This is a genomic window from Mesorhizobium sp. M0045 (genome assembly GCF_040323385.1).
GTDB lineage: Bacteria > Pseudomonadota > Alphaproteobacteria > Rhizobiales > Rhizobiaceae > Mesorhizobium.
Map to the genome: position 1 here is coordinate 86,860 of NZ_JAMYUY010000012.1, position 25,388 is coordinate 112,247.

The window sequence follows — 25,388 nt, forward strand, 5'->3', positions numbered from 1 at the left end:
TTTTAAACTCCCAAGCTGGTTAACTGCATCGGGACAGACCATGCAACGGCTGTGCCAATCACCGGAGCAAGGTCGGAGGATTTGAGATTTTCCAGCTCTGTCAGTCGGTTAATGTATTAGCTGCAGGGGATGAACCTCGCCTGCTATCTTCGAAACGAGAAAGGATCACCCATATCAGCCTAAGTTTTGCTCACATATAGGCCAATGCCTGAATTTTGAGCAGCATCATATGAGCCCTGGCGAGGATTGCAGCGCCGCGGCGAAATGGGCAAGTTTGAACCCCTTTAACGAGCGATCAAATGGCTTTCAGAGCTTCTTGCATTTTCACCGCCATGCTTCTGCTGGCGGCGACGACCGTAGCGCGCGCCGGCTTCAGCGACGGCAAGCTGCCGGACGGCTCCTATCATTGCGAAGTCTATCTGCTTGGCATGTTCCTCAGCCTCGGCGACATCACCATCAAGGGAAACGTCTATAGCGGTCCTGTGAGCTTCGGCATCGCGCCGCAGAGCTACAATTACCAGATGGATTCAGACGGCGTGATCACCTGGCTAGGTCCGCTGGGTGGCTATACCAGTGGCGGCAACTCGATCTCGCTTACGCAGGCGACGCTGGAAAGCGGAACCACCCCGTCCTTCGACATCATCATGAAGCAGCCAGACGGCGCCTTTACCGCCTCGACCTGCACGAAGCGTTGAAAAAAGTACGGAACCTGGCGAGGTTCCGTACTCCGAAGCACAAAGCCGCCTAGCTCTCCGCCGCCAGATCGAGCGCCAGCCGGGTCATATCGGTGAAAAGCCCCTGGCGTTCGGAATAGTCGGTCTGCTCGCCGGTTGCCACGTTGTCGACGACGGTCAGGATCGACAGCGCCCGAGCGCCGAAATCGGCCGCAATGCGGTAGAGTGCGCTGGTTTCCATGTCCACGGCGAGCGCGCCCTGTGCCTGTGCTTCGGCAAAGCGTTCGCGCCCCAGCGGATGATAGAAAATATCGCTGCAAATGGTCAGCCCGGCCCGATGGTCGATGCCGAGTTCCGAAGCTCGGGCCAATGCCTGGGTCAACAATGCCGGATCGGGGCCGGCATCGGCACGATAGAGTCCAAAAACCTGGCCGCTCTCCGCATTTTCGCCACGCACCGATTGCGCGATCACCAGGCTGCGCAGCGCCATCTCGGCGGTCAGGCCACCGCAGGTACCAGTGCGGATCAGTGTTTTCGCACCATAGAAGTCCAGCAGCTCATGCACATAGACCAGGAACGAAGAGACGCCGATGCCGGTGGATTGGATGCTGACAGGTTTGCCGCGAAACAGCCCGGTAAAGCCGAGCGCGCCGCGGCGGCGGTTGACGCAGCGCGGCGCTTCCAGAAAGGTTTCCGCCATCCATTCAGCGCGCTGCGGGTCGCCCGGCAGCAGCACCGTGCTTGCGTAGTCGCCTTTGCTAGCTTCGTTGTGTGGCGTCACGGCATGCTTTCCAAAACCCGTCGCCCGTTTCGCCTGCAATCATGGCAGTCTCACGACATTGCGCAAGCGGAGCGTTGGAAGGGTCAGGATTCCAGCATGTCCTTTACGATCGTGGCCAATTGCTTGAGCGAAAACGGCTTCGGCAAGAAGCCGAAATGCGCGTCGGCCGGCAAGTTCTTGGCGAACGCGTCTTCGGCATAGCCGGACACGAAGATGAACTTGATGTCGGGCTGCCGTTTGCGCAATTCGCCGAGCAGCGTCGGGCCGTCCATTTCCGGCATCACCACGTCCGACACCACGACGTCGACCTTGCCGCCGAGCGCTTCGTAGACCTCAAGCGCCTCGACGCCGGACGACGCCTCGTGGACGGTGTAGCCGCGCGATTTCAGCGCCCGCATGCCGCCCATGCGCACGGCGTCCTCGTCCTCGACCAGCAGCACCGTGGCCGAGCCCGACAGGTCCTTGGCTGAGTCGGCGATCCTGGTAGGTGCGGCCGGCGCCTCTCCAGCCTCGCCCGCCTTCTTTGCCTCCGCAATGTGCCGCGGCAGGAAGATGCGGAACACGGATCCCTTGCCGACTTCGGAATCGCAGAAGATGAAGCCGCCTGTCTGCTTGATGATGCCATAGACCATGGACAGGCCGAGGCCAGTTCCCTTGCCAACCTCCTTTGTCGTGAAGAAGGGCTCGAAGATCTTTTTCAGCACATCAGGCGCGATGCCGCTGCCGCTGTCCTCGACCTCGACCAGCACATAGTCGGCCGGTGTAAGTTCGCGATAGGAAAAGGTCTTGCACTCCCCTGCGCTGACGTTGCGGGTACGTACGGTGAGTTCGCCGCCGGCCGGCATCGCGTCGCGTGCATTGACCGCCAGATTGACCACCACTTGCTCGAATTGCCCGATATCGACCCTGACCGGCCACAGGTCGCGGCCATGGTCGATCTTGAGCTTGACGTCGTTGCCGACCAGCCGGGCAAGCAGCATCCTTAGATCGGCGAGCACGTCGGTCAGGTTGAGCACCTCCGGCCGCAGTGTCTGCTTGCGCGAGAAGGCCAGCAACTGCCGCACCAGCGAGGCCGCCCGGTTGGCGTTCTGCTTGATGTTCATGATGTCCGGGAATGACGGATCGGACGGCCGGTGGTTGGTCAACAGCAGGTCCGAGGCCATGATGATGGCGGTCAGCACATTGTTGAAATCATGCGCGATGCCGCCGGCGAGTTGGCCGACCGCCTGCATTTTCTGGCTCTGCGCCATCTGGCCCTCGAGGGCCTTTTGCTCGGTGGTTTCCACGGCATAGACGATGGCCGATTCCTCGGCGCCCTCGCCGCCGGTGCCGTCAGCGACCGCATTGACGTAGAAGCGTATGTGGCGCTCCTCATTGCCGGGCAGCACCGTATCGATCGGCTCGATGTCAGCCTGTCGCTGGCGTGCCTTTTCAAAGGCCGCGGCGAAAGCCGGCCGGTCGCGCTCGTGGATCACCGTATCCAGCCGCACACGCCGATCGACCGCGTCGCGGTCGACGACCGAGGAAAACAGCGACAGGAACGGCGCATTGGTGCGCAGGATGCGGCCGGCATGATCGACGCCGGCTATCGCCATCGGCGTCGAGTTGAAGAACCGCGTGAAGCGTATTTCCGATGCACGGAGGTCGGCCGAAGCGTCCTCGCCTTGCGTCCGGTTGAGCACGATGGTGCGAGTCGGGCCGTTGAGCCCCTCTCGGCTGGCCGAGACACGATGCATGAAGCGCACCGGCAGCGCCTCGCCGGTCATCGTCGTCAGATCGAGGTCGATAACGGCATTGCGCGTGGTACCAGCGTCGGCCTTGACCGAACGGACCAGCGCCATGCCGTCGCCGGCGACGATCTCCGGCAGCGTGATGGCGCCGGGAGTGAAGCTGGCCAGGTCGATGCCCAGCCACTCCGCAAGGGTCGCGTTGATATAGGTGACGCGGCCTTCCTGGTCGGCCGAAAAGAAACCGGCCGGCGCGTGATCGAGGTGATCGATCGCCTTTTGCAGGTCGAGAAAGAACCGCTCCTGCTCGGCCCGTTCCTGCGAGATATCGGCAAGCTGCCAGGCAAGCATCGGCAGCCGCTGGCCTGGAACGCTGAACGCGCGGGCCCGGACGCGGTACCAGCGCGCGCCCGGTTCGGCGCCTGGCCGAATGGACTGCGCAAGCCGAAACTCGCCGTCGCCCGGCTGGCCGTCGCGCAGGCCCGACGCCAGCCGGTATATGGTCACCGAGGCCTCGGGAACGTCTGAAAGCAAACTTTCGACCGTCTTGATGTCGGCGGCCGACTCGGCACCCGTCATATCGGCATAGGTCCGGTTGGCGTAGATGATACGGCCTTTGGTGTCGGTGACCAGGAGACCTTGTGACATCGAATCGACGAAAGCTTTCGACAGTTCGTCGCTTGTCGAGCGCGGCGTGATATGCACGAAGCCGATCGCAGTGGCGAATAGAAAGCCGACGCCGATCATCGCCAGCACGCCAAGCATGCCGAGCAGGAATGGATCGCCAAGTCGCTCTCGGAAAAGGCCGAAGACGATCGCTGCCCCTGTCAGGACGACGATGAAAACGATCAGCCGGGCGACCGCGCCCGGTCGCGTGTTCTGGTCGACGATAGGTACCGGATAGAAATCGCCGCGCGCTTCCTTGGCCATGTGCCCCCTGCTCGTGAATTCCGGCGTCGGTTGAATCATATTCTCAGGGTCGGGAAAAGGCCCGGCGGCAGATGTCCGCTAAAAATGACGCCGTTCGGCTCCCGGTTTCGAGCTGTTCACGAAGCGTGAAAGGCAACTTGCGGTGGCCTGCCGCAACAGTCTAGTGTCGCCTCTCTTCGAAAGCTGATTTTGGGGGAACCAATGCTGCAATGGCTGGATGGCGTGGCGGGGCCTGGTTATGCCGCAGCAATCCTATGGACGTTTGCAGTACTTGTCCTGCTGCTCATCATTCTTCTTATCATCAGGCTGGTCCGCAGCCTGACATTCGGAACATTCGTCGCCGGGGGCAGGAACCGCAAGACGCGGCTGGCTGTCATGGATGCCACAGCGGTCGACAGTCACCGGCGGCTGGTGCTGGTGCGCCGCGACGATATCGAGCACCTGCTCTTGATCGGTGGTCCGACCGACGTCGTCGTCGAGCGCGACATCAGGCTCTCGGCGCTGCGCCGCCCGGCATTGACCGGAGACAACAGCCATCAGCCGGCAGCAAGGCCAGCTCAGACCACAGCCGCGCCGGCGAGGCAAGCGCCGCCGCAGCCGGCAAGCGCGGCCGCACCCCCTGTCCGAGCCCGCCAGACGGCGACGATGGCGGCAACAATGCCGGCGCCTACGCCGGCGCCGAAACCGGCATCGAACGTTACACCGTTGCCAAGTTATGGATCCGTCAATGCCAATGCCTCGCGGCATGCGCCGCAGCCGGCAAGACAGGACTCCCCGGCAAGATACGAGCCGCCGGCACAGCATGAGTCGATCGACGATGCGCTGATGAAGGAGCTGGAGGTTTCCCTCGACGAGCCACGCTTCAGCCAAACGGCGAGCAAGCCGGTGGCGAAGGCATCGCCCTCTCTCGACGACGAGATGACGAAGCTCCTCGGCGAGTTGTCCAATCAGAAAAGATAGGGCGATAGCGAACGGCCAATGAAAATGGCCGGAAAACCGGCCATTTTGAACGCTCTACCGATGCCGTGTTTTTCCCGCCTGCTCAGTCGTCGCGGTAGACCTTCTCGCGCCGCTCATGGCGCTCCTGTGCCTCGATCGACAAGGTGGCGATCGGGCGCGCGTCGAGCCGCTTCAGCGCGATCGGCTCGCCCGTCTCCTCGCAGTAACCGTAAGTGCCTTCGTCAAGGCGCTGGAGGGCCGAATCGATCTTGGAGATGAGTTTTCGCTGGCGATCGCGGGCGCGAAGTTCGATGGCGCGGTCGGTTTCGGAGGAGGCGCGATCGGCGAGGTCAGGGTGGTTGGCGTTTTCCTGCTGCAGGATTTCGAGAGTTTCGCGCGCTTCGCGCAAGATGTCGTTCTTCCAGGTGACGAGCTTCATGCGAAAGTAGGATTTCTGCCGCTCGTTCATAAACGGCTCGTCTTCGGAGGGTACGTAATCGGCGGTAACGATGTCGTTCATTCGACTCACCCAACAAACCCCAAATTTGGCGCCTATATATTCGCGGACCGAAAACTGCACAAGCGCAATCGACGACAGTTTCACGCATTTGTTTATGTGGGACAAACCGACATTGGCGACATCATTCGCATGAACGGCACGCCCGAATTCGCGCATGATTCATTATGCTTGAGGGGGCATCGGCATTGCGCGCGAAGCGCTTCTGATGGCTAATTCCTGCGGCCGCATTTGACCGGTCGGTACCCGACATTATCGGGGGTTCCGTGACCAGACTTTACCTGCTGAGGCATGCGAAGGCCGGCTGGGCGCTGCCTGGTGTGGCTGACTTCGACCGCCCGCTCGATCAATCCGGCTTCGCCGACGCCGAAGCGATGGGCGTACTGATGCGTTCCCGCAAATACGCACCGGCCCTCACCCTTTGCTCAAGCGCCAAGCGCGCCCGCCAGACGCTGGAAAGCTTGGCTGGCCATACCAACACGGGCCGGGTGCTGTTCTGTGACACCCTCTACAGCGACGATGCCGCCGCATACCTCACTGCCATCCGGCAGAATGGCGGGCTGGATGCCTTGCTCGCCATCGGCCACAATCCGATGATTGAGGATCTCGCCATGGCGCTGTCGGGCGACGGCAACGAGACCGCGCGGGCCATGCTGAACCACGGCTTCCCGACCTCCGCACTTGCCGTGGTCCGGTTCAACGGCGGACTTGCCGAGGCTGCGCCAGGCACCGGCTATCTCGAAGCCTTCCTGACGCCTGCGGATATCTGAGGCCATTTCAAAGCCGCGCATCAAAGCCTATATCGGAGCCTGACCGGCCCGCGAGAACAGATTTGGCATCATCGCTGACGACTTTTACCGACGAGGCCAAGATTGCCTTGGATACGTTGTCAGGCCGCGCTGCCGGGCTTTTCGCTCCGTCGCTGCGGCTTGGCGTGACCGGGCTGTCCCGCGCCGGCAAGACGGTGTTCATCTCGGCCCTTGTACACAATCTGGTCCATGGTGGACGCTTGCCGCTGTTTGAGGCACAAAAATCGGGGCGCATCGCCCGGGCTTTTCTCGAAGAGCAGCCGGACGACGCCGTACCACGCTTCCAGTACGAGGATCACATCGCGGCTCTTGTCGACGAGCGCGTCTGGCCGGATTCGACGCGTGCGATTTCCGAACTGAGGCTCACCATCGAATACGAATCGGCCTCTGGCTGGAGCCGCATGTTTTCCGCCGGCAAATTGTCGGTCGACATCGTCGATTATCCCGGCGAATGGCTGCTCGACCTGCCGCTGCTCGGCAAGTCCTACGCCGATTTTTCGCGTGAGGGCTTCGAGATGGCCGTGTTGCCGGTGCGTGTCGATCTTTCGCGGGAATGGCGGGCGCTCTCCAATCCAGTCGACCCCAACGCCGACGCCGACGAGATGACGGCGCGCCGTCTCGCCGAGAGCTTCGCGGCCTATCTCAGGGCCTGCAAGCTCGACGAGCGGGCGCTTTCGACCTTGCCGCCCGGCCGCTTTCTGATGCCCGGCGATCTTGAAGGCTCGCCCGCTCTCACTTTCGCGCCGCTGCCGAATCTGGACGGCCGGCGCGCCCGCTCGGGATCGCTGCAGGCTATGATGGAGCGGCGCTACGAGGCTTACAAAACGCATGTCGTTAAACCGTTCTTTCGCGAACACATCACGCGTCTCGACCGCCAGATCGTGCTCATCGACGCATTGCAGGCATTGAATGCGGGCCCCGGCGCGATGGCCGATCTGGAGCGCGCGGTCACCGAAATCCTGTCCTGTTTCCGGCCCGGCCGGGGCAACTTCCTGACCGATCTGTTTTCGAGGCGCATCGACCGCATATTGGTGGCCGCGACCAAGGCCGACCACCTGCACCACGAAAGCCACGACCGCCTGCAGGCCATCGTGCGGCGGCTAGCCGACCGCGCCGTGGCGCGGGCGAATTTCACCGGCGCTGACGTCGACGTCGTCGCCATGGCGGCCATGCGCGCGACCCGTGAAGGCACGGTCAAGCAGGGCCGCGAGACTTTGCCGGTCATTATCGGCACGCCATTGCGTGGCGAAAAAATCAACGGCGAAACCTTTGACGGAAAGACCGAAACAGCCATATTTCCCGGGGATTTGCCGGAGAAAGTTGATGCGTTGTTCGACGTTTCCGAATCGACCCGCCGGCAGAACAATGACGACCCCGCAATCCGCTTCGTGCGCTTTCGCCCGCCGAAGCTCGAGCGCACCGCCGAGGGCGTCACGCTGTCGCTGCCACATATCAGGCTCGACCGCGCGCTGCAGTTCCTGATCGGAGATCATCTCGCATGAGTGCGCCCCGCAGACCGGCGGCCTTTCGCATCGAGCCGGAGCCCCAGCAGAAGGAAGATTCCACGGCTCGCCATGCTGGGTCCGAGGCCGCGCCGGCGCGAAAGCCGCGTACCGTGAGGGCGGATCTGGCCGTGGTCACACCGGCGGAGATCGACGTCTTCGACGAGCCTGACATCGTCGCTGCCGAGCCGCCGCCGGCGATTGCGCCGCGAAAACGTTCGCTGCTTGGCAGCCTGTTCTTCGGCGCGCTGGGTGTTCTGGTTTCGCTCGCCGTCGGCCTCTGGACCGACCAGCTGATTCGCGACCTGTTCGAGCGCGCCGAGTGGCTGGGCTGGCTGGCCGCCGGCATGGCCGCGATCGCCATCCTGGCGCTTCTGATCATCCTCGTGCGCGAGTTCATGGCGATTGCCCGGCTTGCCGAGGTCGAAAAGTTGCAGAAGCGGGCGCTCGATGCGATTGCCCGTGACGATCCGAAGACCGCCCGAGCCGTGGTCGACGAGTTGTCGGTCTTTGTCTCGGCCAAGCCCGAAACCGCGGCCGGCAGGCGCTCGCTGGCCGAATTGCGCGGCGAGATCATTGACGGCGGCAATCTGGTGCGCCTGGCCGAGACCGAGATCCTCGGCCCGCTCGACGCCCGCGCGAAGGTGATGATCCTCGAAGCGGCAAAGCGTGTGTCCCTGGTGACCGCGGTCAGCCCGCGCGCGCTGGTCGACGTCGCCTATGTCGTATTTGAAGCCGGCCGGCTGATTCGGCGGCTGTCGGAGCTCTATGGCGGCCGCCCGGGCACGCTTGGCTTCTTTCGCCTGGCGCGCAGCGTTCTCGCCCATCTCGCGGTCACCGGGTCGATCGCCGTCGGCGACAGTTTTGTCCAGCAGATCGTCGGCCACGGCCTTGCGGCCCGGCTGTCGGCAAAGCTCGGCGAAGGCGTCGTCAACGGCATGATGACGGCGCGCATCGGCATTGCAGCGATGGAAACCGCAAGGCCCCTGCCCTTTTACGCGGTCAGGCGGCCTGGATTAGGCGATTTCCTCTCCGCGCTGACGTCCTTTGCAGCAAAGAAAGAAAAAGAAACATCCGTTTCCCGAACGTGACTATTGCCTTGGGGTGACAAAGCATTAACCAATCTTGTTCATGGTCGGAAGCGTCCAAACCAGTCTCTTTGTTGCCGGGTGTCGTCGATGAAAAGCGTTATTCTGTCCAGCGGGCTGCCCGTGGCGCTCGCGCTTGTCGCAACCGTCGGCATTGCCGGAAGGGCTACGGGGGCGGAACCGGACAAGCAGTTCTTTCGATCGGTCGAAGGCAAATGGGTCGGCCCCGGAGAAATCGTCGCCGGCAAATACAAGGGCACGAAATTCACCTGCAGCTTCACCGGCTCGACGCCTGACGGCAAAGTCGGCATGTCGCTCGACGGCGGCTGCCGGGTCGGCATGTTCACCCAGCAGATGTCGGCAACGATCGAGCACAAGGGCCGCCAGGGCTACAAGGGCAGCTTCATGGGCGGCGCCGCCGGGTCCGGCCTCGACATTATCGGTGGCAATGTCGTCGATGCGCACAAGGTGGTTTTCACCATCAATCGCAATCAGTTGCGCGGCGTAATGCAGGCGCTTGTCCCAGACGACAATTCGATGACGGTGACCGTTGCCGTGCGCGTCGACCAGCAACTGGTCCCGGTCATCGGCATGAAGTTGAAGCGGGTCGATGCGGTAGAAGTTGGCTCCATCGCTCCGAACTGAGTCTCCGGCATGAAAAAGGCGGCAGCCAAACGGCGCCGCCCTCTTTGACATGCAATGGGCGCTCAGCCTTTGATCGCCGCAGTCAGCTCGTCATAGGCCTTGCAGGCGTCAGCCGCTGTTGTGCCACCCGGATACTTGGTTGTGACCGCTTGGACCTTGGCTGTGAGATCGGCTGCCTTGGCCGGATCCTTGGTAATCGCAGCCTGAAGCGCTGCAGTCATGTCCTGAGCCTTCTTGGTCAGCATCTCGGTCGTGCACTCCGGTGCCTTGGAACAGGCGGAGCCGGCAAGTGCCGCGATACCAACAGCAACCAGCAAAAACGTCTTCATGTCAGTCAATCTCCTCAAAAAGGGCCGCGACTTGATCGTCGCTCACCCTCCACTGGCCGAAGCCGGGCGTCCTTAGCGCCGGATCGCTGGAACAAGCAACGCCCGGAGGCCCATTATCCTGTGCAGTGCGCCTGCAATATCGCTTCCACGACGCACCGGATTCGCACTGTTCGATCCGCTCCGAAGCCCCTATCTTGGCAGCTTGTTGCAAGAGAGCGGAACGGCAGGCATGGCGGCAGAGGCATCGAACAGCGATCTGATCCAGGTGGTGGCGCTGCTTGCCGCCGGCGTCGTTGCGGTGCCGATCTTCAGGCGCATGGGACTTGGCTCCATCCTCGGCTATTTGACGGCCGGCGTCGTGATCGGCCCGTTTGGGCTGCGCATCTTTTCCGAATCGGAAGCCATTCTTCATGTCGCCGAACTCGGCGTCGTCATGTTCCTGTTCATCATCGGACTGGAGATGCAGCCGTCACGGCTGTGGGGCCTGCGCCGCGAGATCTTCGGGCTTGGCGCGCTGCAGGTCGGCGTCTGCGCGGTCCTGCTGACCGGCGTCGGGCTGGCGGGAGGTTTTCCTATCGCGCAATCCTTCGTCGCCGGCGCCGGTTTCGTGCTCACCTCGACGGCCATCGTCATGCAATTGCTGGAAGAACGCGGCGAACTGGCCACGCCCAAGGGCCAGCGCATCGTTTCGGTCCTGCTTTTGGAAGACCTGGCCATCGTGCCGCTGCTGGCGCTGATCGCCTTCCTCGCGCCGGGCGGCGCCGATATGAGCCTGTCGGATCGGTTGACGGAGGTCGGTATCGGCCTTGCCGCGATCGTCGGGCTGGTGCTTGCAGGACGCTATCTGCTCAATCCGTTCTTCCGTATCCTGGCGGATGCGCGCGCCCGCGAGGTGATGACCGCAGCCGCCCTTCTGGTCGTTCTCGGATCGGCGCTCGCCATGCAGCTTTCCGGCCTGTCGATGGCGATGGGCGCCTTCCTGGCCGGCGTACTCTTGTCGGAATCGACCTTCCGCCACCAGCTGGAGGCCGACATCGAACCGTTCCGCGGCATTCTGCTCGGGCTGTTCTTCCTCGCCGTCGGCATGTCACTTGACCTGCATGTGGTCGTCGTCAACTGGCAGCTCATTGCCATCTATGTCGTCGCCTACATGATGATGAAGGCGATCGGCATCTATATCGTCGCCCGCCTTCTCAAAACCGGCCATCGGGAAGCGCTCGAGCGCGCGGTCTTTATGGCGCAAGGCGGCGAATTCGCCTTCGTCCTCTATTCCGCAGCAGCGGCAGTCGGGATCATCGATAGCCAGGCCAATGCGATGCTGACCGCTATCGTCATCATTTCCATGGTGCTGACGCCGTTGGCAATTATAGCCCTGCGGTATCTGGCGCCGCGCGACGAGCAGTCGCTTGAAGGGGTCGATGTCGCCAACGGCCTGACCGGCAGCGTGCTGATCATCGGCTTTGGCCGGTTCGGCCAGATCGCCAGCCAGCCGCTTTTATTGCGCGGGATCGACGTATCGATCATCGACAATGAGGTCGAAATGATCCAGGCGGCAGCCGATTTCGGCTTCAAGGTCTATTATGGCGACGGCACGCGGCTGGACATCCTGCGTGCCGCGGGAGCCGGGCGGGCACGCGCAGTGCTGATCTGCGTCGACAAGCCCGATGCCGCCGTGCGCATCGCCGAACTGATCAAGGCGGAGTTTCCCTTGCTGACGGTGCTGGCACGGGCTTTCGACCGCGGTACGGCGTTGCAGCTCATTCGTGCCGGCGTCGACTATCAGCTCCGCGAGACCTTCGAATCGGCGCTTGTCTTCGGCGGCTCGACACTGGAAGCCCTTGGCGTCGACCCAGAAGAGGTCGCCGAGGTCATCGAGGATGTCCGTCGCCGCGACGCTGCCCGTTTCGAACTTCAGCTGGCCGAAGGCATCCGCGCCGGGCGACGCTTTCTCAAAGGCAATATCGGCACCCCCATTCCGACGCCGCTCAGCACGCCACGGCGCGCGGGCCAGGCGCTCAACGAAGAGACCGCCGGCGTGCTGCAGAAATCCGAACCGGCCGATTAAACCTTGGAATGACGCGAATGATGAACGAACTGGACGAGCGCGCTCTCTCCGTCACCAGATTCTGGCGCGACGCCGGGGAGGAGGCTTGGTTCGAGAAGAACGACGCCTTTGATGCCGACTTCCGCACCCGGTTTTTCGATCTGCACTTCGCCGCCGCCGGCCGCGAATGCGACGGCTGGTCTGAACACGCCGAAGGGTCTCTGGCACTGATGATCCTCCTCGACCAGTTTCCGCGAAACTGCTTTCGCGGCACCGGCCACATGTACGCCACGGACCCGCTGGCGCGGCATTTCGCCGGGAAGGCAATCGCTGCCGGCCATGACCTGGCGCTCGACGAAGAGCTCCGCGTTTTTCTCTATCTGCCCTATGAGCATTCGGAGGACCTCGCCGATCAGCTCAAATCGGTGGAGCTTACCGCCGCCAAGGCTCCGTCCTACCTGAAATATGCGATCGAGCATCGCGACATCATCCAGCGCTTCGGCCGCTTTCCGCACCGAAACAGGATGCTTGGCCGCGAGACGACACCGGACGAACAAATGTTCCTCGACGGAGGTGGGTTTTCCGGCTGATTTCGGGCACCGATGGAGGCAGCGTCAGGCCTTCCACCAATCCCGGCCTGACGGCAGCCGTTCAATGCCCGATGTGTCGACGGCGGCCAGCCGCTCCGACACGCTCTTGCCGTCGACCACAAGCTCCGGCGCAATTTCTGCCAGCGGTGCCAGCACGAAGGCGCGCTCCAGCATGCGCGGATGCGGCACCTCCAGCCCCGTCTCGTGGATAACGCGGTCGCCGAACACCAGAATGTCGATATCGATCAGGCGCGGCCCCCAGCGCTCCTCCCGCACCCGCTTCAGTTTTCGCTCGGCATCAAGGCAGAGGTCCAGCAACTCTCGCGGTGCGAGCACGGTCGAGATTTCGGCCGCCGCATTGAGGAAATCCGGCTGATCGAGCTTGCCCCAGGGCGGCGTGCGGTAGAGCGACGAGACGGCAACGACGCGCGTGCTCTCGTCGGCATCCAGAATGCCCAGTGCCGCAGCCATCGACCTCGCCGGATCACCGAGATTGCCGCCGAGACTGAGATAGACGGTATTATTCTGGCCAGACAACGGTCACCTCGACATGATCGAGCACACCCGGCACCGGGGCATTCGGCTTGCGCACGGTGATCTCGGCCTTTTTGATCTGCGGAAACCGCGCCGTCAGCGCCCTCGCCACTTCGAGCGCCAGCGCTTCGATCAGAAAGCGCCGCTCGCCTGTAATGATCTTCTCGATGACCGCAAAAGCGATGCCGTAATTGACGGTGTCCTCGATGGAATCCTCGACCAGCGCCCGTCCGGGATCCACCGTGAGTGCCGCATCGACATAAAAGCGCTGGCCGAGCGTCTCTTCTTCGTCCAGCACACCGTGCCGAGCGAAGAAGGCGCAGTTTTTCATGCGGATGACATACATGGCTCAGCTTTCCCCGATCTCACGCGCCAGCATAGCATCGGCAATGGCCAACGCATCCACGTTGATTGCGACATCGTGGACACGAAAAAGATGCGCGCCTTTGAGCCTCAGGATGACGCTGGTGGCCGCGGTTCCGGCGCCCCTTGCGGCTGCGTCGCGGCCGGTGACGGTGCCGATAAAGCGCTTTCGCGATGTGCCGGCCATCAGTGGAAAACCCAGCGCACGAAGCTCGGAAAACCGTGCCATCAGGTCAAGATTTTCGGCGGCCGTTTCCTTGGCGAAGCCGAAGCCCGGGTCGAGCACGATATGGTCGTCGGCAACACCGCTCCGTCGCGCAATGTCCAGCGACTTCCTGAGGAAGAAGAGCTGATCGGCAATCACGTCGGGCAGTTTCTGTCGATCCCGTCCCGTGTGCATGATGACAAGCCCGGCGCCGGTTTCGGCCGCGACGCGGGCAATGCCCGGTTCGCGCTGCAGGCCCCAGACATCATTGACGATATGTGCGCCGGCCTGGACGGCGAGCCGGGCCGTATCCTCGCGATAGGTATCGACCGAGATCAGCGTTCCGCCAGACGTCGCGAGCGCCTCGATGACCGGCAATATGCGCGCCTGCTCTTCCTTTGCGGAGACCGCAGACGCCCCGGGACGTGTCGATTCTCCCCCGATGTCGATGACGGAGGCCCCCTCCCCGACCATGCGGCGCGCCTGGTCAACTGCTTTTTCAGGCGCATCGAACAGGCCGCCGTCGGAAAAACTGTCCGGCGTGATGTTGAGGATGCCGACGACCACGGCCTTGCCACCAATGTCGAGATGGCGTCCGTGGGCCAACTGCCATCGCCCTGTCATCATTGCCCATCAACCATGTCCGATCCCGCGGCGTGGCCGGGGATCAATTCCGTTGCGCCGGAGACGGCGGTAAAGCAAGGTGGGCAAAGAGGCAACACGATGAAACGATCCTTCCTTTGCGCCCTGATGCTCGCCCTGACCGCATTCCCGGCCAGCGCTGCAACTCTCGTCAAGACATATAGTTATTTCCCGATCGGCGGCAGGACGCTCGACGACATCGAGACCCAGCTGTCGAAACTCGGGCCTCGGGTGAAAAGCACCGGGTCGCGGCATCCAGGCGCTACCCAGATGGCGTTCACCACCCGCGTCAGCTATGCGCAAAAGCCGGGCTCGTGCTGGATTGCCGACGCTGTCGTCACCGTCAAGGTCAAGGTGATCCTTCCGCAGTGGCGCCGCCCGCGGAAAGCCGATGCAGGCGTCAGGCTGTTCTGGGATACGTTGTCCGCCGACATCAAGCGCCATGAGGAACGCCACGTCGAGATTGCCAAGAACCATGGCCGCGAACTCGAAGACGCCTTGAAGGCGAGCTATCCGGAAAAGACCTGCGAACTGGCCAAGGCCAAGGCCGCAAAAATAACGGCGGCCATGCTCGCCAAGCACGACCAGGAGCAGATGCGCTTCGATCGTGTGGAAAGCGTCAATTTCCAAAGCCGTATCCTGCGGCTTTTGCACTATCGCATCGAGCGCATTGAGAACGGCCGGCTCGCTCCCGGCTGAACTTCGCGTCGTCGGAAAAGCCAATTTGGACCAAAGCCAATTTTGCCGAAACATGGTGCCAGCTTCGAAAAACTTTCGAGCCGCTGTCGAAATCGGCCTATAGCGAACGACATATGCCAGGTTCGCAGGAGTCAGCCTCCGGCAAACGCCAATCGGCGTACTAGATGCTCCTAGCCCGTCGCGGACGCGCACGCAGGCATAATGGATGAACGGATATGGACCAGGCTATCGACAAGCAAGCGATGGTGGAAACCAGCACGCCGCTGACCGAAACCGAGAAAAACGCCATCATCGGCGGCGTGCTTTTGTCGATGCTGCTGGCAGCGCTCGACCAGACCATCGTCGCGCCGGCGATGCCGACGATGGCACGTCTGCTCGGCCATGCCGAGTATCTGCCGTGGATCGTGACCGGCTATCTTCTGACCGCGACCGCCGTGGCGCCGCTCTACGGCAAGATCTCCGACATTTATGGTCGCCGGCCGACCATCTATGCTGCAATCCTGATCTTTCTCGCCGGCTCGCTGGTCAGCGCCACCGCCCCCAACATGCTGGTCCTGGTTGTCGGCCGGGCGATCCAGGGCGCCGGCGGCGGCGGGCTGTTCGCCCTGACGCAGACCGTGATCGGCGACCTCGTGCCGCCGCGCGAGCGGGCTCGCTACGCCGCCTGGATCTCGGGCACCTGGGCCGTCGCCAGCATCGCCGGGCCGCTGCTCGGCGGCACCTTCGCCGAACATCTGCATTGGTCGCTGATCTTCTGGATCAACATTCCGCTCGGCCTGCTGGCGATGGCGATCATCAACAACCCGCTCAAGAAGCTGCCGATCTCCGCAAAACATCACCGCATCGACGGCCTCGGCGCGCTGCTTCTGGTCGCGGCCACCTCGCTGCTGCTGCTTGCCTTGAACTGGGGCGGCAGCGAGTATCCCTGGCTGTCGCCTGAAATCCTTGGACTGCTCATCTGCTCAGCGGTGTTCTGGAGCGCGTTCGCGCTGCGGCTGCTGCGTGCGGCCGAACCGCTGATCTCGCTCGAAGTGCTCGGCAATCCGATCGTTCTCGCCGGGACGCTGTCGATGTTCCTGCTGCAGGCCGCCAATGTCGGCTTGTCGGTCTATCTGCCGGTCTACCTGCAATCGGTCGTCGGCCTGTCGGTCAGCGAATCGGGCACCGCGTTGCTTGGGCTGATGCTCGGCACGGTGGCCGGTGCGACCTTCAGCGCGCGAATGATCCCGCGCTTTTTCCACTATAAACGCATTGCCATGATCGGAACGGTTTTCTCGATCCTGTGCCTCGGCGTGCTCAGCCTGGTCGCCGGGCATGCCTCACTGTTGCTCGTCGAGGTGTTGACGACCTGCGTAGGCCTGGGCACAGGCACGACCTTTCCGGTTGCCACTGTCTCGGTCCAGAACGCCGTCGATCGTATGCACCTTGGCGTGGCGACCGGCGTTCTCACCTTCCTCCGCTCGCTGGGCAGTGCGCTTGGCGTCGCCATGCTTGGTGCGGTCGCCCTTGGCTACGGCCTGCCGCTGGCCAGTGAAGGCACGCAGCCGGCCGGCCATGTTGCCTCGGCCATGCCGTTCGTGATGATCTTTCTTGCAGCGGCCGCAACCTTGCTGTTGTCGTTCATCACGCTCTGGCTGATGCCGGAAAAAGCGCTTCGAGGCCATGCCGAGGCTGTGGCCCCAGCGTTGGCGGAGTAGACCGGCCCGACAAAAATACAGCGAGGGTCAGTCGACCACGCCGAGCTTCTTCTGCAAGCTGGTCGACGAGGTCGTATACTGGAACACAATGCGCTCGCCGGGGCTGACGATGCGCTTGGCTGCTTGCGCCATCAAAGCGACCTCATGGAAGCCTGACAGGATCAGCTTCAACTTGCCGGGATACCAGTTGATGTCGCCTACGGCGAAGATGCCAGGCACCGACGTCTGGAATTTTTCGGTGTCGACCGGGATCAGGTTCTCGTGGAGATTGAGGCCCCATTCGGCGATTGGGCCGAGCTTCATCGTCAGGCCGAAGAATGGCAGCATCCGCGTACACGGTACTTCGATATCGCCCTCCGGTCCCTTGATGATGGCGGAGGCGAGCTGGCCGTCGGCGCCGGTCAGGCCAGTCACCTGTCCGACCTGGAATTCCAGTTGCTTCATCTCCTGCATGGCATACATCTTGTTGACGCCGTCGGGCGCTGCACGGAATTCGGGCCGCCGGTGCACCAGTGTCACGCTCTTGGCCACTGGCTGCAGATTCAGCGTCCAGTCGAGCGCCGAATCGCCACCGCCGACGATGACGAGGTCATGGCCGCGAAAGTCCTCCATCCGGCGCACCGAGTAGAACACGCTCTTGCCTTCATAGGGTTCGATGCCCGGAATCGGCGGCCGCTTCGGCTGGAAAGAGCCGCCGCCAGCGGCTATCACGACTATTTTGGCTTCGAACACCTCGTTTTCGTCGGTAGTGACGCGGAAGCTGCCGTCCTCCAGTCTTTCCAGGCCCGAAACCATGCGGTTATAGGTGAATTCGGGCTTGAACGGCGCGATCTGCTCAAGCAGCTTGTCAACCAGGCCTTGTGCCGAGATCGAGGGCCAGCCCGGAATGTCGTAGATCGGCTTTTCCGGGTAGAGTTCGGCGCACTGCCCGCCGGGCCGGTCGAGTATGTCGATCAGATGGCACTTCATGTCGAAGAGGCCGAGCTCGAATACCGCAAACAGGCCGACAGGCCCTGCCCCCACAATGAGTACGTCTGTCTTGATGATAGCGGTCATGAAGCATGCGCCTTTATGGGAAAACGGCGCGACACTGCATGACCATTGGTCCGCTGCCAAGCGGCAGCGGCAAAAATCGGCTTCAGCCCTGGCGGGCCGGCACGCGCACGACCAGCCCGTCGAGGGCGTCGCGCACCTTGATCTGGCATGACAGCCGCGAATTCGGCTGGACGTCGTAGGCGAAATCCAGCATGTCCTCTTCCATGGCTTCCGGCTCGCCGACCTCCGCCGTCCAGGCTTCGTCGACATAAACATGGCAGGTCGCGCAGGCGCAGGCGCCGCCGCATTCCGCTTCTATTCCCGGCACCGCATTGCGGATCGCATTTTCCATGACGGTTGAGCCGTTTTCGGCATCCACGTCAAAACGCGTGCCGTCATGGGCGATGAAGGTCAGCTTGGTCATTTGTCACCTGAAGGGAGTCTGAGCCGACATAATCACTCTGCCGGACAAGTCAACTGCGGCGCCAAAGCGCCGCTGTGTGGCGTTTCGGGAATAAGTGCTATCGGCTGATGGCGGCGACGAAGTCGCGCACTTCTTCGATCAGCGAGCCAAGCCGCTTCAGCGTGCCGGCGTCTTCGGGCCGGCATTCGATCGCACTGGCGCAATCGGCGATGGCGAAGGCGCCGACCCCGCGCGCCGAGCCTTTGAGCCCGTGTGCCAATAGCAGCCGCTGCCCGACATCCGCATCGACGATCTTGTCGCGCACCGACAGCGCCTGCTGCACGAACAGAGCCAGCACCTCCTGCTCGAGGCTCCGATCGCCCATCGTCTGGCGCGCAAGATGCCTCAGGTCGATCGGCCGCGCCCCGGCTGTCCCCGACACATCGCCGCCGGGCATCGAGAAGGCAATGCCGTTTTCGCCACGTATCACTTTGAGACTCCGTTCTTCGACCGCCGCAAAAACTAGGCGTATCCGGTGGACAACGGGTTAATGATTGGCCCGGAAAAATGTCGCGATAACGGCGCCGGAATCACGGCTGTGTTAACCTTATATTTAAAGTTTTACGTATCGGGCGGAATGCATGTTTTCTTTACCCGGCTGTGTCATTACGATACGACAGGTCCATTTTCAGCCTCCTGCGCGGGACACGCTAGGCAGAATCAATAAGCAGAACCATAAGTCCCGCCGCAGCTTGTACAGGGTAGCGAAGGCATGGCGAAGAAACCAACGACGACAAGAACGCTCGACAGCGACGTAGCCAGGGAACTCGAAAAGGCACTCGATATCGACCTGAGCGGCGATGCCGGCGGCGACTTCGACATGGCGGCATCCATGGAAGATCTGGAAGCGCAAATATCGCAAGCCGCCGACGAGCTGGCGCGCGAAGGTCGCAGCCAGAACGAACCGCCTGCGCCGGACCAGACCCAGAACGCGGCACCAGCCGCCAATCAAAGCCAGAACGCAAATTCCGCGCCAAAGGCCAAGCCAGCTGAGTTGCGTCCTGTCGCAACGCGCAATGGCTCGCAGCCGGCAGCTTTCTCGCCGGCCAACGACGATCGTCAAAAAGACTATAAAACGCTCCTGCACACCCTCAATCGGCGCGCCTCGAACACGATCTATTGGGTCGTGGCTTTCGTTTCGCTGGCCTGGATCGCCGGCGCTGGCGGCCTTGCGAACCTGTTGTTCGGACCTGGCATCTGGAACATCCGCACCTTCGATCAGTTCTTCGCCCGTCCCGAGCTGATCGGCCTGGCGGTCGCGGCAATCGTGCCCGTCATCCTGTTCTGGGCATTCGCAGTGATGATTCGCCGCGCTCAGGAGATGCGCCTTGCCGCGCAGTCGATGACCGAGGTGGCCTTCCGTCTGGCCGAGCCGGAAAATCTTGCCCAGGATCGCGTCATGATGATCGGCCAAGCGGTTCGCCGCGAGGTGGCAGCCATGGGCGAAGGCATCGAACGCACGCTTGCGCGTGCCGTCGAGCTCGAAACGCTGGTTCACAGCGAGGTGAACCAGATCGAGCGCTCCTATTCAGAGAACGAGTCCCGCATCCGCTCGCTGGTCGATGGGCTGGGCAGCGAGCGCGAAGCAGTCGTCACCCATGCCGAGCGCGTGCGCGCCTCGATCACCGGCGCCCACGAGACACTGAAAGACGAGATCAACGCCGCCAGCGATATCATTCGCGACAGCATTCTCAATGCCTCGACCAAGCTGTCGATGACGATCAACGAATCCGGCGACACGCTGATCGACAGGATCAACGGAAGCTCGATGTCGATCTTCGATTCGGTGGAGGGCCGGCTCGAATCGATCACCGATCGGCTGTCGACGTCGGGCGAGGCCTTCGCCAGCCTGCTCGACACCCGCATCGCCAAGCTGACGGACACCACCGATGGCCTGACGCGGTCGCTGACCGACCTGCTCGACGACCGCACGAGCGGCATGGTGTCGCTGCTCGGCGGCGCCGCCCGCACACTCAATTCGGAATTCGAAGCCAGCCTCAACGGCATCGAGCGGACGCTTGCCGAACGTGGCCAGGCGCTGATCAGCGAGTTCCAGACCCGCGCCGAGGCGCTCGACACCGGCACGCAGAAGCTCAACGCCGCGCTGGAGGCTCGCGCACGCCAGATCAACGAGACGCTGGTCGAGCGCGCGCGCGAAATCGCCCACACCTTCCAGGATAGCAAGGAGACGCTGTCGGCAATGATCGATCAGGGCAAGACCCAGATCGGTGCCGACATGGCCGACATCATTTCATCGACCTCGACCATGCTTGAAGCCCGCGCCGGCGATTTCGCCGGGCGCATGGAAGCGGCACGCCATGTCGTATCGCGTTCGTTCGACACGGACATCGAGCGGCTTGCCGATGCTCGCGCCGGCATAGAGGAAGCCGTCGAAAACCATAGCCGCAAGCTTTCCGAAAGCCGCGACCGGATGGCGGCGGCAATGCAGGCCGATTTGGCGAAGTTCGCCGAGGGTCGCGCCGAAATCGACGCAGCGGTGGCCAACCAGGTGCAGAAGCTTGCCGAAGGCCGCAGCCTTATCTCGCGCGCCCTTGAGGAGGATCTGCGCAAGGTCAACGAATCGCGCGCAGCGATCGACGCTTCACTGGGCAGCCATCTCGAAAGCCTTGAAGAGGGTCGCAACAGGCTGGCCCAGGCCTTGAACGAAGACTCCGGAAAACTCGTGCAAGCTCGTACGATAATTGATGAAATGGTTGCCGGGCACGTCGGCAAGCTCGCCGAAGGCCGCAGCATCCTTTCGCGCGCGCTCGAGGCCGACCTCGGCAAGTTGGCAGAGAATCGCGCCGCCATCGACAGCCTCGTCGCCGGTCAGGTCGAAAAGATCGCAGAGGGTCGCGCCATACTCGCCAGTGCGCTGGAAGCCGACATCGCCGGCATCAATGGCCTCATCGAGGCGCATTCGGCGAAATTGGCGCAAGACCGCAGCGGTCTTTCCCAGTCACTCGATAACGACCTCTCCGACATCAGGAGTCTGATCGCTGATCATTCCGGCAGGCTCGCCGATGACCGCAGCCTGCTTTCGAAGACGCTTGAGGACGATCTTGCCAAGCTGGCCGAAAGCCGGTCGAGCATCGATGGGCTGGTTGCCGGCCAGGTCGAGAAGCTGGCGGAAGGCCGCGATATCCTCAAGCGCGCGCTTGAATCGGACCTGAACGCTATCAAGGGCGTCATCGCCAGCCAGTCTGAAAAGCTGGCGGAAGACCGTGGCCAGTTGTCACGGGCGCTGGAGAGCGACCTGGAGGCTGTGCGGGGCGTTGTCTCCGATCACATGAACAAGCTTGCCGAAGACCGTTCGACGCTTTCGAAGGCGCTCGAAGACGATCTCGCCAAGTTGGCCGAAAGCCGCTCGAGCATCGATGTGATGGTTGCCGGCCAGGTCGAAAAACTGGCAGAGGGCCGCGACATCCTCAAGCGTGCGCTCGAAGCCGATCTGAGCACTGTCAAGGGCGTCATCGCCAGCCAGTCCGAAAAGCTGGCGGAAGACCGTGGTCAGCTGTCGCGGGCACTGGAGACCGATCTCGAGACCGTGCGGGGCGTCGTCTCCGAACATATGAACAAGCTTACCGAAGAGCGTTCGGCCCTCTCGAAAGCGCTCGAGGACGATCTTGCCAGGCTGGCAGAGAGCCGTTCGAGCATCGACGGGCTGGTCGCCGGCCAGGTCGAGAAGCTGGCCGAGGGTCGCGACATCCTCAAGCGCGCCTTGGAAGACGATCTTGCCAAGCTGGCCGAAAGCCGCTCGAGCATCGACGGACTGGTTTCCGGCCAGGTCGAGAAACTGGCCGAAGGCCGCGATATCCTCAAGCGCGCCTTGGAGGCCGATCTCAACACGATCAGGGGCGCCATCGCCGATCAGTCGCAGCTATTGACCGATAATCGCGCGCAGTTTTCGCGTGCGTTGGAAGCCGATCTCGGCAACGTCAACAGCCTTGTCGCAACCCACGCAGAGAAGCTCGTCCAGGACCGCTCGACCCTGTCGAAGGCGCTCGAGGACGATCTCGCCAAGCTGGCCGAAAGCCGTTCGAGCATCGATGGGCTGGTTGCCGGCCAGGTCGAGAAACTGGCGGAAGGCCGCGACATCCTCAGGCGCGCGTTGGAAGCCGACCTGGAGAGGCTTGCAATGAGCCGCAGCGAGGTCGACGAGATCGTCGCCGGTCATGTCGGCAAACTGAGCGAGGGCCGCGACATGCTGACCCGCGCATTGCAGGACGATCTCTCCAGGCTCGCCGAAACGCGCAAGGATGTCGACCGTTCGCTGTCCGGCCATATCGACCAGATCGCCGCCAGGAGCACCGACATCTCCGATGCAATCGCTGCCGACGTAGAAAAGATCGAGCAGGCGTTCAGCCGGCAGACAGGCATCATCGAGGAGCGCGCCAGCACCATGGAGCGGGCGCTGTCGACGGGTGTCGACAACGTTCGCAGTGTGCTCGAAAGAAGCGCGGTCTTCGTCGCCGGGGCGCTGCGCGAGAAGGTCCTGGAAGTCACGAGCGCGCTGCATGAGCAGGCGGGCGCGGCATTCAGCGATGCCGACCGCAAGATCGCCGAGCGCGCCGAACAGACCTCGGCTGCCCTGCTCGCCAGGGCGGAGGACATCGCCCGCACCTTTGAAGAGGCGGATCGTCGCCTTGCCGCGCGCGCCGAGGATACGTCGAGCGCACTGATTGCCCGCGTCGACGACACGTCGAACACCTTGCTCGCGCGCGCCCAGGAAACGGCCGATCAGCTGGCAGCCAGAGCAAGTGAGATTGCCGGCACCTTCGACGCGGCGGACCACAGGCTTGTCTCTCGCGCCATCGAAACGGCCCAGTCGCTGGCGGCACGTGCCGGCGACATCCTGCGCAATTTCGAAACGGCCGACGAGCGGCTGGGCGTGCGCATCGGCGAATCCGCCGAAGCGCTCGCGGCACGCGCGTCGGATTTGGGTCGCATTTTCGATGCCGCCGACCAGCAACTTATTTCGCGCATTGCCGAAGGCTCCGAAGCACTTTCGGCCCGTGCGTCCGAGATCGGCCGCATCTTCGAGGAGGCGGATCATCGCCTGGTATCCCGTATCGCCGACAGCAAAACCGCCATCGGCGAACATGCCGACACCATTGTCGGCGCCTTCACCAGCACCGAGCAGCGGGTTGCCGAGCGCGCCAGGCAGACTGGCCAGGAACTCGCCGTCCATGCCCGTGAAATCGAGCAGGTGCTTGCCGGTGCCGATGAACGCCTGGCATCGAGTGCGGCTGCCACAGCGGCCCGCGTCGAGGAGCAGGTCGCCGGCGTCGAGAACCGCCTCGCCTACTCCGCCGAGACAATGGGCCAAAAGCTCAACGAGCAGGTCGCGAACGCCGAGGCGCAGTTGGTCTCGCGTGCCAACACGATCGCCGAAACCTTCACCGCGGTCGGCCAGCATATCGGCCAGAGCACCAATGACGCTGCAAAGACCATCGGTGCCAATACTCGCGAGCTCAATACGATGCTTGCGGCACGTTCGGCTGAAATATCGAAAATCCTGGACGAGACGGCACGGCCTCTGGTCGAGCGCTTTGCCCAGGGCGGCTCCGAGCTGCAAAAGAGCATGGAAGAGGTCACAGAACGTGCAACCGAGAAGCTGCGCACTCAAAACGCCGCCCTCGTCGACGCCCTCGCCAGCCGCACGGCCGAAACCCTGTCGGCCGTCGAAGGCGCGCGCTCGACGCTTGCCGACAGCGTTGCCGACCTCATCGGCCGCATGACCACCTCCAGCTCGCAGCTCGGTCAATTGATCGAGCAGGCGGCGGGCAATCTCGGCCAGGTTGAAGAACGCCTGACCGGGAGCACGCAAAGCTTCGCAGCGACCACGGAAAAGACCGCGCAGACCTTCGCCAGTTCGGCGCGCCTGGTCGATTCGAACACGACGCGGCTCACCGAGCTGTCGTCCTCGACCTTGCGCGAGGTTGCTTCCATCGCCACCAAGTTCGACGAGCACAGCCGGTTGCTTTCCAGCGCCTCGGACCTGTTGAGCTCGGCCCAGAGCAATCTCGAGCACACGCTCGAAAGGCAATCGTCGCTGGAGGACCTCGCCGTCGGCCTTGTCAAGAAATCGGAAGATCTCGAAAGGGTCATGCGCTCGTTCGAGAATCTGGTCGGCCAAACGCTGCAGAACGCCGAAGGCAAGACGCTGGAATCCGCCGACAAGATCCGTACCGCGATTTCCGAAGTGGTCGATTCGGCCACCAAGCGCTTTGCCGATGCGACCGAGGAGATGCGGCGTACCGCCGGCTCGATCAAGAGCGAGCTCGACCTCACCCGCGCCGAGCTCAAGAAAGGCGTCATCGAGATGCCGGAAGAGGCAAAGGAATCGACCACGGCTATCCGCCGTGCCGTTTCAGAGCAGATCAACGCGCTGAAGGAACTTTCTGAAATCGTTGCGAAATCTGGCCGTAGCGCCGACAGTTCGGAACAGCGCAACCTGCGTCCGGCGCCGCAAGCGCCTGCCGCACGCGCCGCTGAGCCGCCACGTCGCCCGGCTCCGGCTCCAGAACAGCGCCGTCCCCCGCAGGCGCCTTCGGGCGAGGCGGCGCTGCGCGGCACGCTCGACCTCGAACGTCCCGCAGACCAAGCGCCACGCCACCGCGACCCCAACGGCCGCACGCCGCAAGGCGGCTGGGTGCGCGACCTCCTGACCGGTGCATCGCGCGAAGACGACGCCAAGCCGGCGGTGCCCGCCGAAGCGCCGCGCCCTGCTCCCGCTGCGCGTTCGCCGCTTCATGTCGTGGAATCGCTGAACTCGCTTTCGGTCGATATCGCGCGCGCCATCGATCACGATGCCTCGATCGAGCTCTGGAACCGCTACCGGCGCGGCGAGCGCGACGTCTTCACGCGCCGACTTTACACGCTGAAGGGCCAGCAGACGTTCGACGAGATCCGCCGCAAATATCAGTCGGAGGCGGAGTTCCGAGCTGCTGTCGATCGTTACTGCGACGATTTCGAAAAGCTGCTCAAGGACGTGTCGCGCAACGACCGCGACAACATCATGGCACAGACCTACCTGACCTCGGATACCGGCAAGGTCTACACGATGCTGGCACACGCCAGCGGCCGCCTTCACTAGAGCGGGCGATAGAGAATAAACGAAAAGGCGGGATTTCCCGCCTTTTTCATGCCGTACTGAATTCCATTGGCGCTGT

At 62.8% G+C, this 25,388-nt stretch carries 21 protein-coding genes; 11 read left to right on the top strand and 10 right to left on the bottom strand.

Annotated features, from left to right (window positions below; all coding sequences use genetic code 11):
* The first annotated feature begins 299 nt into the window (after positions 1-299).
* The gene (locus NKJ72_RS19630) at positions 300-695 is read left to right on the top strand and encodes a hypothetical protein (protein WP_352478981.1); all 396 of its coding nucleotides are present in this window, start codon (positions 300-302) and stop codon (positions 693-695) included.
* Positions 696-744: 49 nt separating this feature from the next.
* Here NKJ72_RS19630 and NKJ72_RS19635 read toward each other — a convergent pair whose 3' ends face one another.
* Positions 745-1,455, bottom strand: a complete 711-nt coding sequence (locus tag NKJ72_RS19635) for a purine-nucleoside phosphorylase (protein WP_254817383.1) — start codon at positions 1,453-1,455, stop codon at positions 745-747.
* Positions 1,456-1,538: 83 nt separating this feature from the next.
* Positions 1,539-4,112: a cell cycle histidine kinase CckA gene (gene cckA, locus NKJ72_RS19640; RefSeq protein ID WP_352478982.1), complete on the bottom strand. Its 2,574-nt coding sequence runs from the start codon at positions 4,110-4,112 to the stop codon at positions 1,539-1,541.
* Between the two features lie 201 nt (positions 4,113-4,313).
* On the opposite strand from cckA, the gene NKJ72_RS19645 reads away from it, so the two are divergent.
* Positions 4,314-5,072 (top strand): hypothetical protein, encoded by a 759-nt coding sequence (locus NKJ72_RS19645; RefSeq protein ID WP_352478983.1) that lies wholly within the window; start codon positions 4,314-4,316, stop codon positions 5,070-5,072.
* Positions 5,073-5,154: 82 nt separating this feature from the next.
* Here NKJ72_RS19645 and dksA read toward each other — a convergent pair whose 3' ends face one another.
* On the bottom strand, positions 5,155-5,571 hold the full coding sequence (gene dksA / locus NKJ72_RS19650) for an RNA polymerase-binding protein DksA (RefSeq protein ID WP_023674847.1): 417 nt from the start codon (positions 5,569-5,571) through the stop codon (positions 5,155-5,157).
* A 263-nt stretch (positions 5,572-5,834) separates the two neighbouring features.
* Here dksA and NKJ72_RS19655 point away from each other — a divergent pair, with 263 nt between their 5' ends.
* The 4 genes from NKJ72_RS19655 (at position 5,835) to NKJ72_RS19670 (ending at position 9,612) form a co-directional block, all read left to right on the top strand.
* Entirely contained in the window at positions 5,835-6,338 is a 504-nt protein-coding gene (locus NKJ72_RS19655; protein ID WP_352478984.1) for a SixA phosphatase family protein, read from the top strand.
* A gap of 62 nt (positions 6,339-6,400) precedes the next feature.
* A complete protein-coding gene (locus tag NKJ72_RS19660; RefSeq protein WP_352478985.1) occupies positions 6,401-7,879 on the top strand; it encodes a YcjX family GTP-binding protein in 1,479 nt (492 codons plus the stop codon).
* Entirely contained in the window at positions 7,876-8,970 is a 1,095-nt protein-coding gene (locus NKJ72_RS19665; RefSeq protein ID WP_352478986.1) for a YcjF family protein, read from the top strand. Before NKJ72_RS19660 ends, NKJ72_RS19665 begins: the two co-directional genes overlap by 4 nt.
* Before the next feature lie 87 nt (positions 8,971-9,057).
* On the top strand, positions 9,058-9,612 hold the full coding sequence (locus NKJ72_RS19670; RefSeq protein ID WP_352478987.1) for a hypothetical protein: 555 nt from the start codon (positions 9,058-9,060) through the stop codon (positions 9,610-9,612).
* Between the two features lie 62 nt (positions 9,613-9,674).
* On the opposite strand, the gene NKJ72_RS19675 is transcribed toward NKJ72_RS19670, so the two are convergent.
* Entirely contained in the window at positions 9,675-9,941 is a 267-nt protein-coding gene (locus NKJ72_RS19675) for a hypothetical protein (RefSeq protein WP_352478988.1), read from the bottom strand.
* A 229-nt stretch (positions 9,942-10,170) separates the two neighbouring features.
* Between NKJ72_RS19675 and NKJ72_RS19680 the strand changes: the two genes are divergently transcribed.
* Positions 10,171-12,006, top strand: coding sequence for a monovalent cation:proton antiporter-2 (CPA2) family protein (locus tag NKJ72_RS19680; protein ID WP_352478989.1), 1,836 nt, complete (start codon positions 10,171-10,173; stop codon positions 12,004-12,006).
* A 17-nt stretch (positions 12,007-12,023) separates the two neighbouring features.
* Positions 12,024-12,575: a DUF924 family protein gene (locus tag NKJ72_RS19685; RefSeq protein WP_502901872.1), complete on the top strand. Its 552-nt coding sequence runs from the start codon at positions 12,024-12,026 to the stop codon at positions 12,573-12,575.
* 24 nt (positions 12,576-12,599) lie between these two features.
* On the opposite strand, the gene folK is transcribed toward NKJ72_RS19685, so the two are convergent.
* From folK to folP, 3 genes are read right to left on the bottom strand one after another with little or no spacing between them, the layout of a single operon-like run.
* Entirely contained in the window at positions 12,600-13,112 is a 513-nt protein-coding gene (folK, locus tag NKJ72_RS19690) for a 2-amino-4-hydroxy-6-hydroxymethyldihydropteridine diphosphokinase (RefSeq protein ID WP_352478990.1), read from the bottom strand.
* The gene (gene folB, locus NKJ72_RS19695) at positions 13,096-13,455 is read right to left on the bottom strand and encodes a dihydroneopterin aldolase (RefSeq protein WP_023674838.1); all 360 of its coding nucleotides are present in this window, start codon (positions 13,453-13,455) and stop codon (positions 13,096-13,098) included. Before folB ends, folK begins: the two co-directional genes overlap by 17 nt.
* A gap of 3 nt (positions 13,456-13,458) precedes the next feature.
* Entirely contained in the window at positions 13,459-14,304 is an 846-nt protein-coding gene (gene folP / locus NKJ72_RS19700) for a dihydropteroate synthase (RefSeq protein WP_352478991.1), read from the bottom strand.
* 96 nt (positions 14,305-14,400) lie between these two features.
* Between folP and NKJ72_RS19705 the strand changes: the two genes are divergently transcribed.
* Entirely contained in the window at positions 14,401-15,018 is a 618-nt protein-coding gene (locus tag NKJ72_RS19705) for a DUF922 domain-containing Zn-dependent protease (RefSeq protein ID WP_352478992.1), read from the top strand.
* A gap of 215 nt (positions 15,019-15,233) precedes the next feature.
* The gene (locus tag NKJ72_RS19710) at positions 15,234-16,715 is read left to right on the top strand and encodes an MDR family MFS transporter (protein ID WP_352478993.1); all 1,482 of its coding nucleotides are present in this window, start codon (positions 15,234-15,236) and stop codon (positions 16,713-16,715) included.
* Positions 16,716-16,742: 27 nt separating this feature from the next.
* On the opposite strand, the gene NKJ72_RS19715 is transcribed toward NKJ72_RS19710, so the two are convergent.
* The 3 genes from NKJ72_RS19715 to NKJ72_RS19725 form a co-directional block, all read right to left on the bottom strand.
* Entirely contained in the window at positions 16,743-17,771 is a 1,029-nt protein-coding gene (locus NKJ72_RS19715; RefSeq protein WP_352478994.1) for an NAD(P)/FAD-dependent oxidoreductase, read from the bottom strand.
* 82 nt (positions 17,772-17,853) lie between these two features.
* Complete coding sequence (locus NKJ72_RS19720) at positions 17,854-18,174, bottom strand: 2Fe-2S iron-sulfur cluster-binding protein (RefSeq protein ID WP_254817397.1); 321 nt, start codon at positions 18,172-18,174, stop codon at positions 17,854-17,856.
* 97 nt (positions 18,175-18,271) lie between these two features.
* Positions 18,272-18,640 carry an Hpt domain-containing protein gene (locus tag NKJ72_RS19725; RefSeq protein WP_352479046.1) on the bottom strand — a complete coding sequence of 123 codons (369 nt, stop codon included), beginning with the start codon at positions 18,638-18,640 and terminating at the stop codon, positions 18,272-18,274.
* Between the two features lie 285 nt (positions 18,641-18,925).
* Here NKJ72_RS19725 and NKJ72_RS19730 point away from each other — a divergent pair, with 285 nt between their 5' ends.
* The gene (locus NKJ72_RS19730; RefSeq protein ID WP_352478995.1) at positions 18,926-25,312 is read left to right on the top strand and encodes an apolipoprotein A-IV repeat region-like domain-containing protein; all 6,387 of its coding nucleotides are present in this window, start codon (positions 18,926-18,928) and stop codon (positions 25,310-25,312) included.
* Positions 25,313-25,388: the final 76 nt, after the last annotated feature.

Coding starts and splice junctions, on each gene's coding strand:
- NKJ72_RS19630 (WP_352478981.1), top strand. CDS start 300: ATGGCTTTCAGAGCTTCTTGCATTTTCACCGCCATGCTTCTGCTGGCG.
- cckA (WP_352478982.1), bottom strand. CDS start 4,112: ATGGCCAAGGAAGCGCGCGGCGATTTCTATCCGGTACCTATCGTCGAC.
- NKJ72_RS19645 (WP_352478983.1), top strand. CDS start 4,314: ATGCTGCAATGGCTGGATGGCGTGGCGGGGCCTGGTTATGCCGCAGCA.
- dksA (WP_023674847.1), bottom strand. CDS start 5,571: ATGAACGACATCGTTACCGCCGATTACGTACCCTCCGAAGACGAGCCG.
- NKJ72_RS19665 (WP_352478986.1), top strand. CDS start 7,876: ATGAGTGCGCCCCGCAGACCGGCGGCCTTTCGCATCGAGCCGGAGCCC.
- NKJ72_RS19670 (WP_352478987.1), top strand. CDS start 9,058: ATGAAAAGCGTTATTCTGTCCAGCGGGCTGCCCGTGGCGCTCGCGCTT.
- NKJ72_RS19675 (WP_352478988.1), bottom strand. CDS start 9,941: ATGAAGACGTTTTTGCTGGTTGCTGTTGGTATCGCGGCACTTGCCGGC.
- NKJ72_RS19680 (WP_352478989.1), top strand. CDS start 10,171: ATGGCGGCAGAGGCATCGAACAGCGATCTGATCCAGGTGGTGGCGCTG.
- NKJ72_RS19685 (WP_502901872.1), top strand. CDS start 12,024: ATGATGAACGAACTGGACGAGCGCGCTCTCTCCGTCACCAGATTCTGG.
- folB (WP_023674838.1), bottom strand. CDS start 13,455: ATGTATGTCATCCGCATGAAAAACTGCGCCTTCTTCGCTCGGCACGGT.
- folP (WP_352478991.1), bottom strand. CDS start 14,304: ATGATGACAGGGCGATGGCAGTTGGCCCACGGACGCCATCTCGACATT.
- NKJ72_RS19705 (WP_352478992.1), top strand. CDS start 14,401: ATGAAACGATCCTTCCTTTGCGCCCTGATGCTCGCCCTGACCGCATTC.
- NKJ72_RS19710 (WP_352478993.1), top strand. CDS start 15,234: ATGGACCAGGCTATCGACAAGCAAGCGATGGTGGAAACCAGCACGCCG.
- NKJ72_RS19715 (WP_352478994.1), bottom strand. CDS start 17,771: ATGACCGCTATCATCAAGACAGACGTACTCATTGTGGGGGCAGGGCCT.
- NKJ72_RS19720 (WP_254817397.1), bottom strand. CDS start 18,174: ATGACCAAGCTGACCTTCATCGCCCATGACGGCACGCGTTTTGACGTG.
- NKJ72_RS19730 (WP_352478995.1), top strand. CDS start 18,926: ATGGCGAAGAAACCAACGACGACAAGAACGCTCGACAGCGACGTAGCC.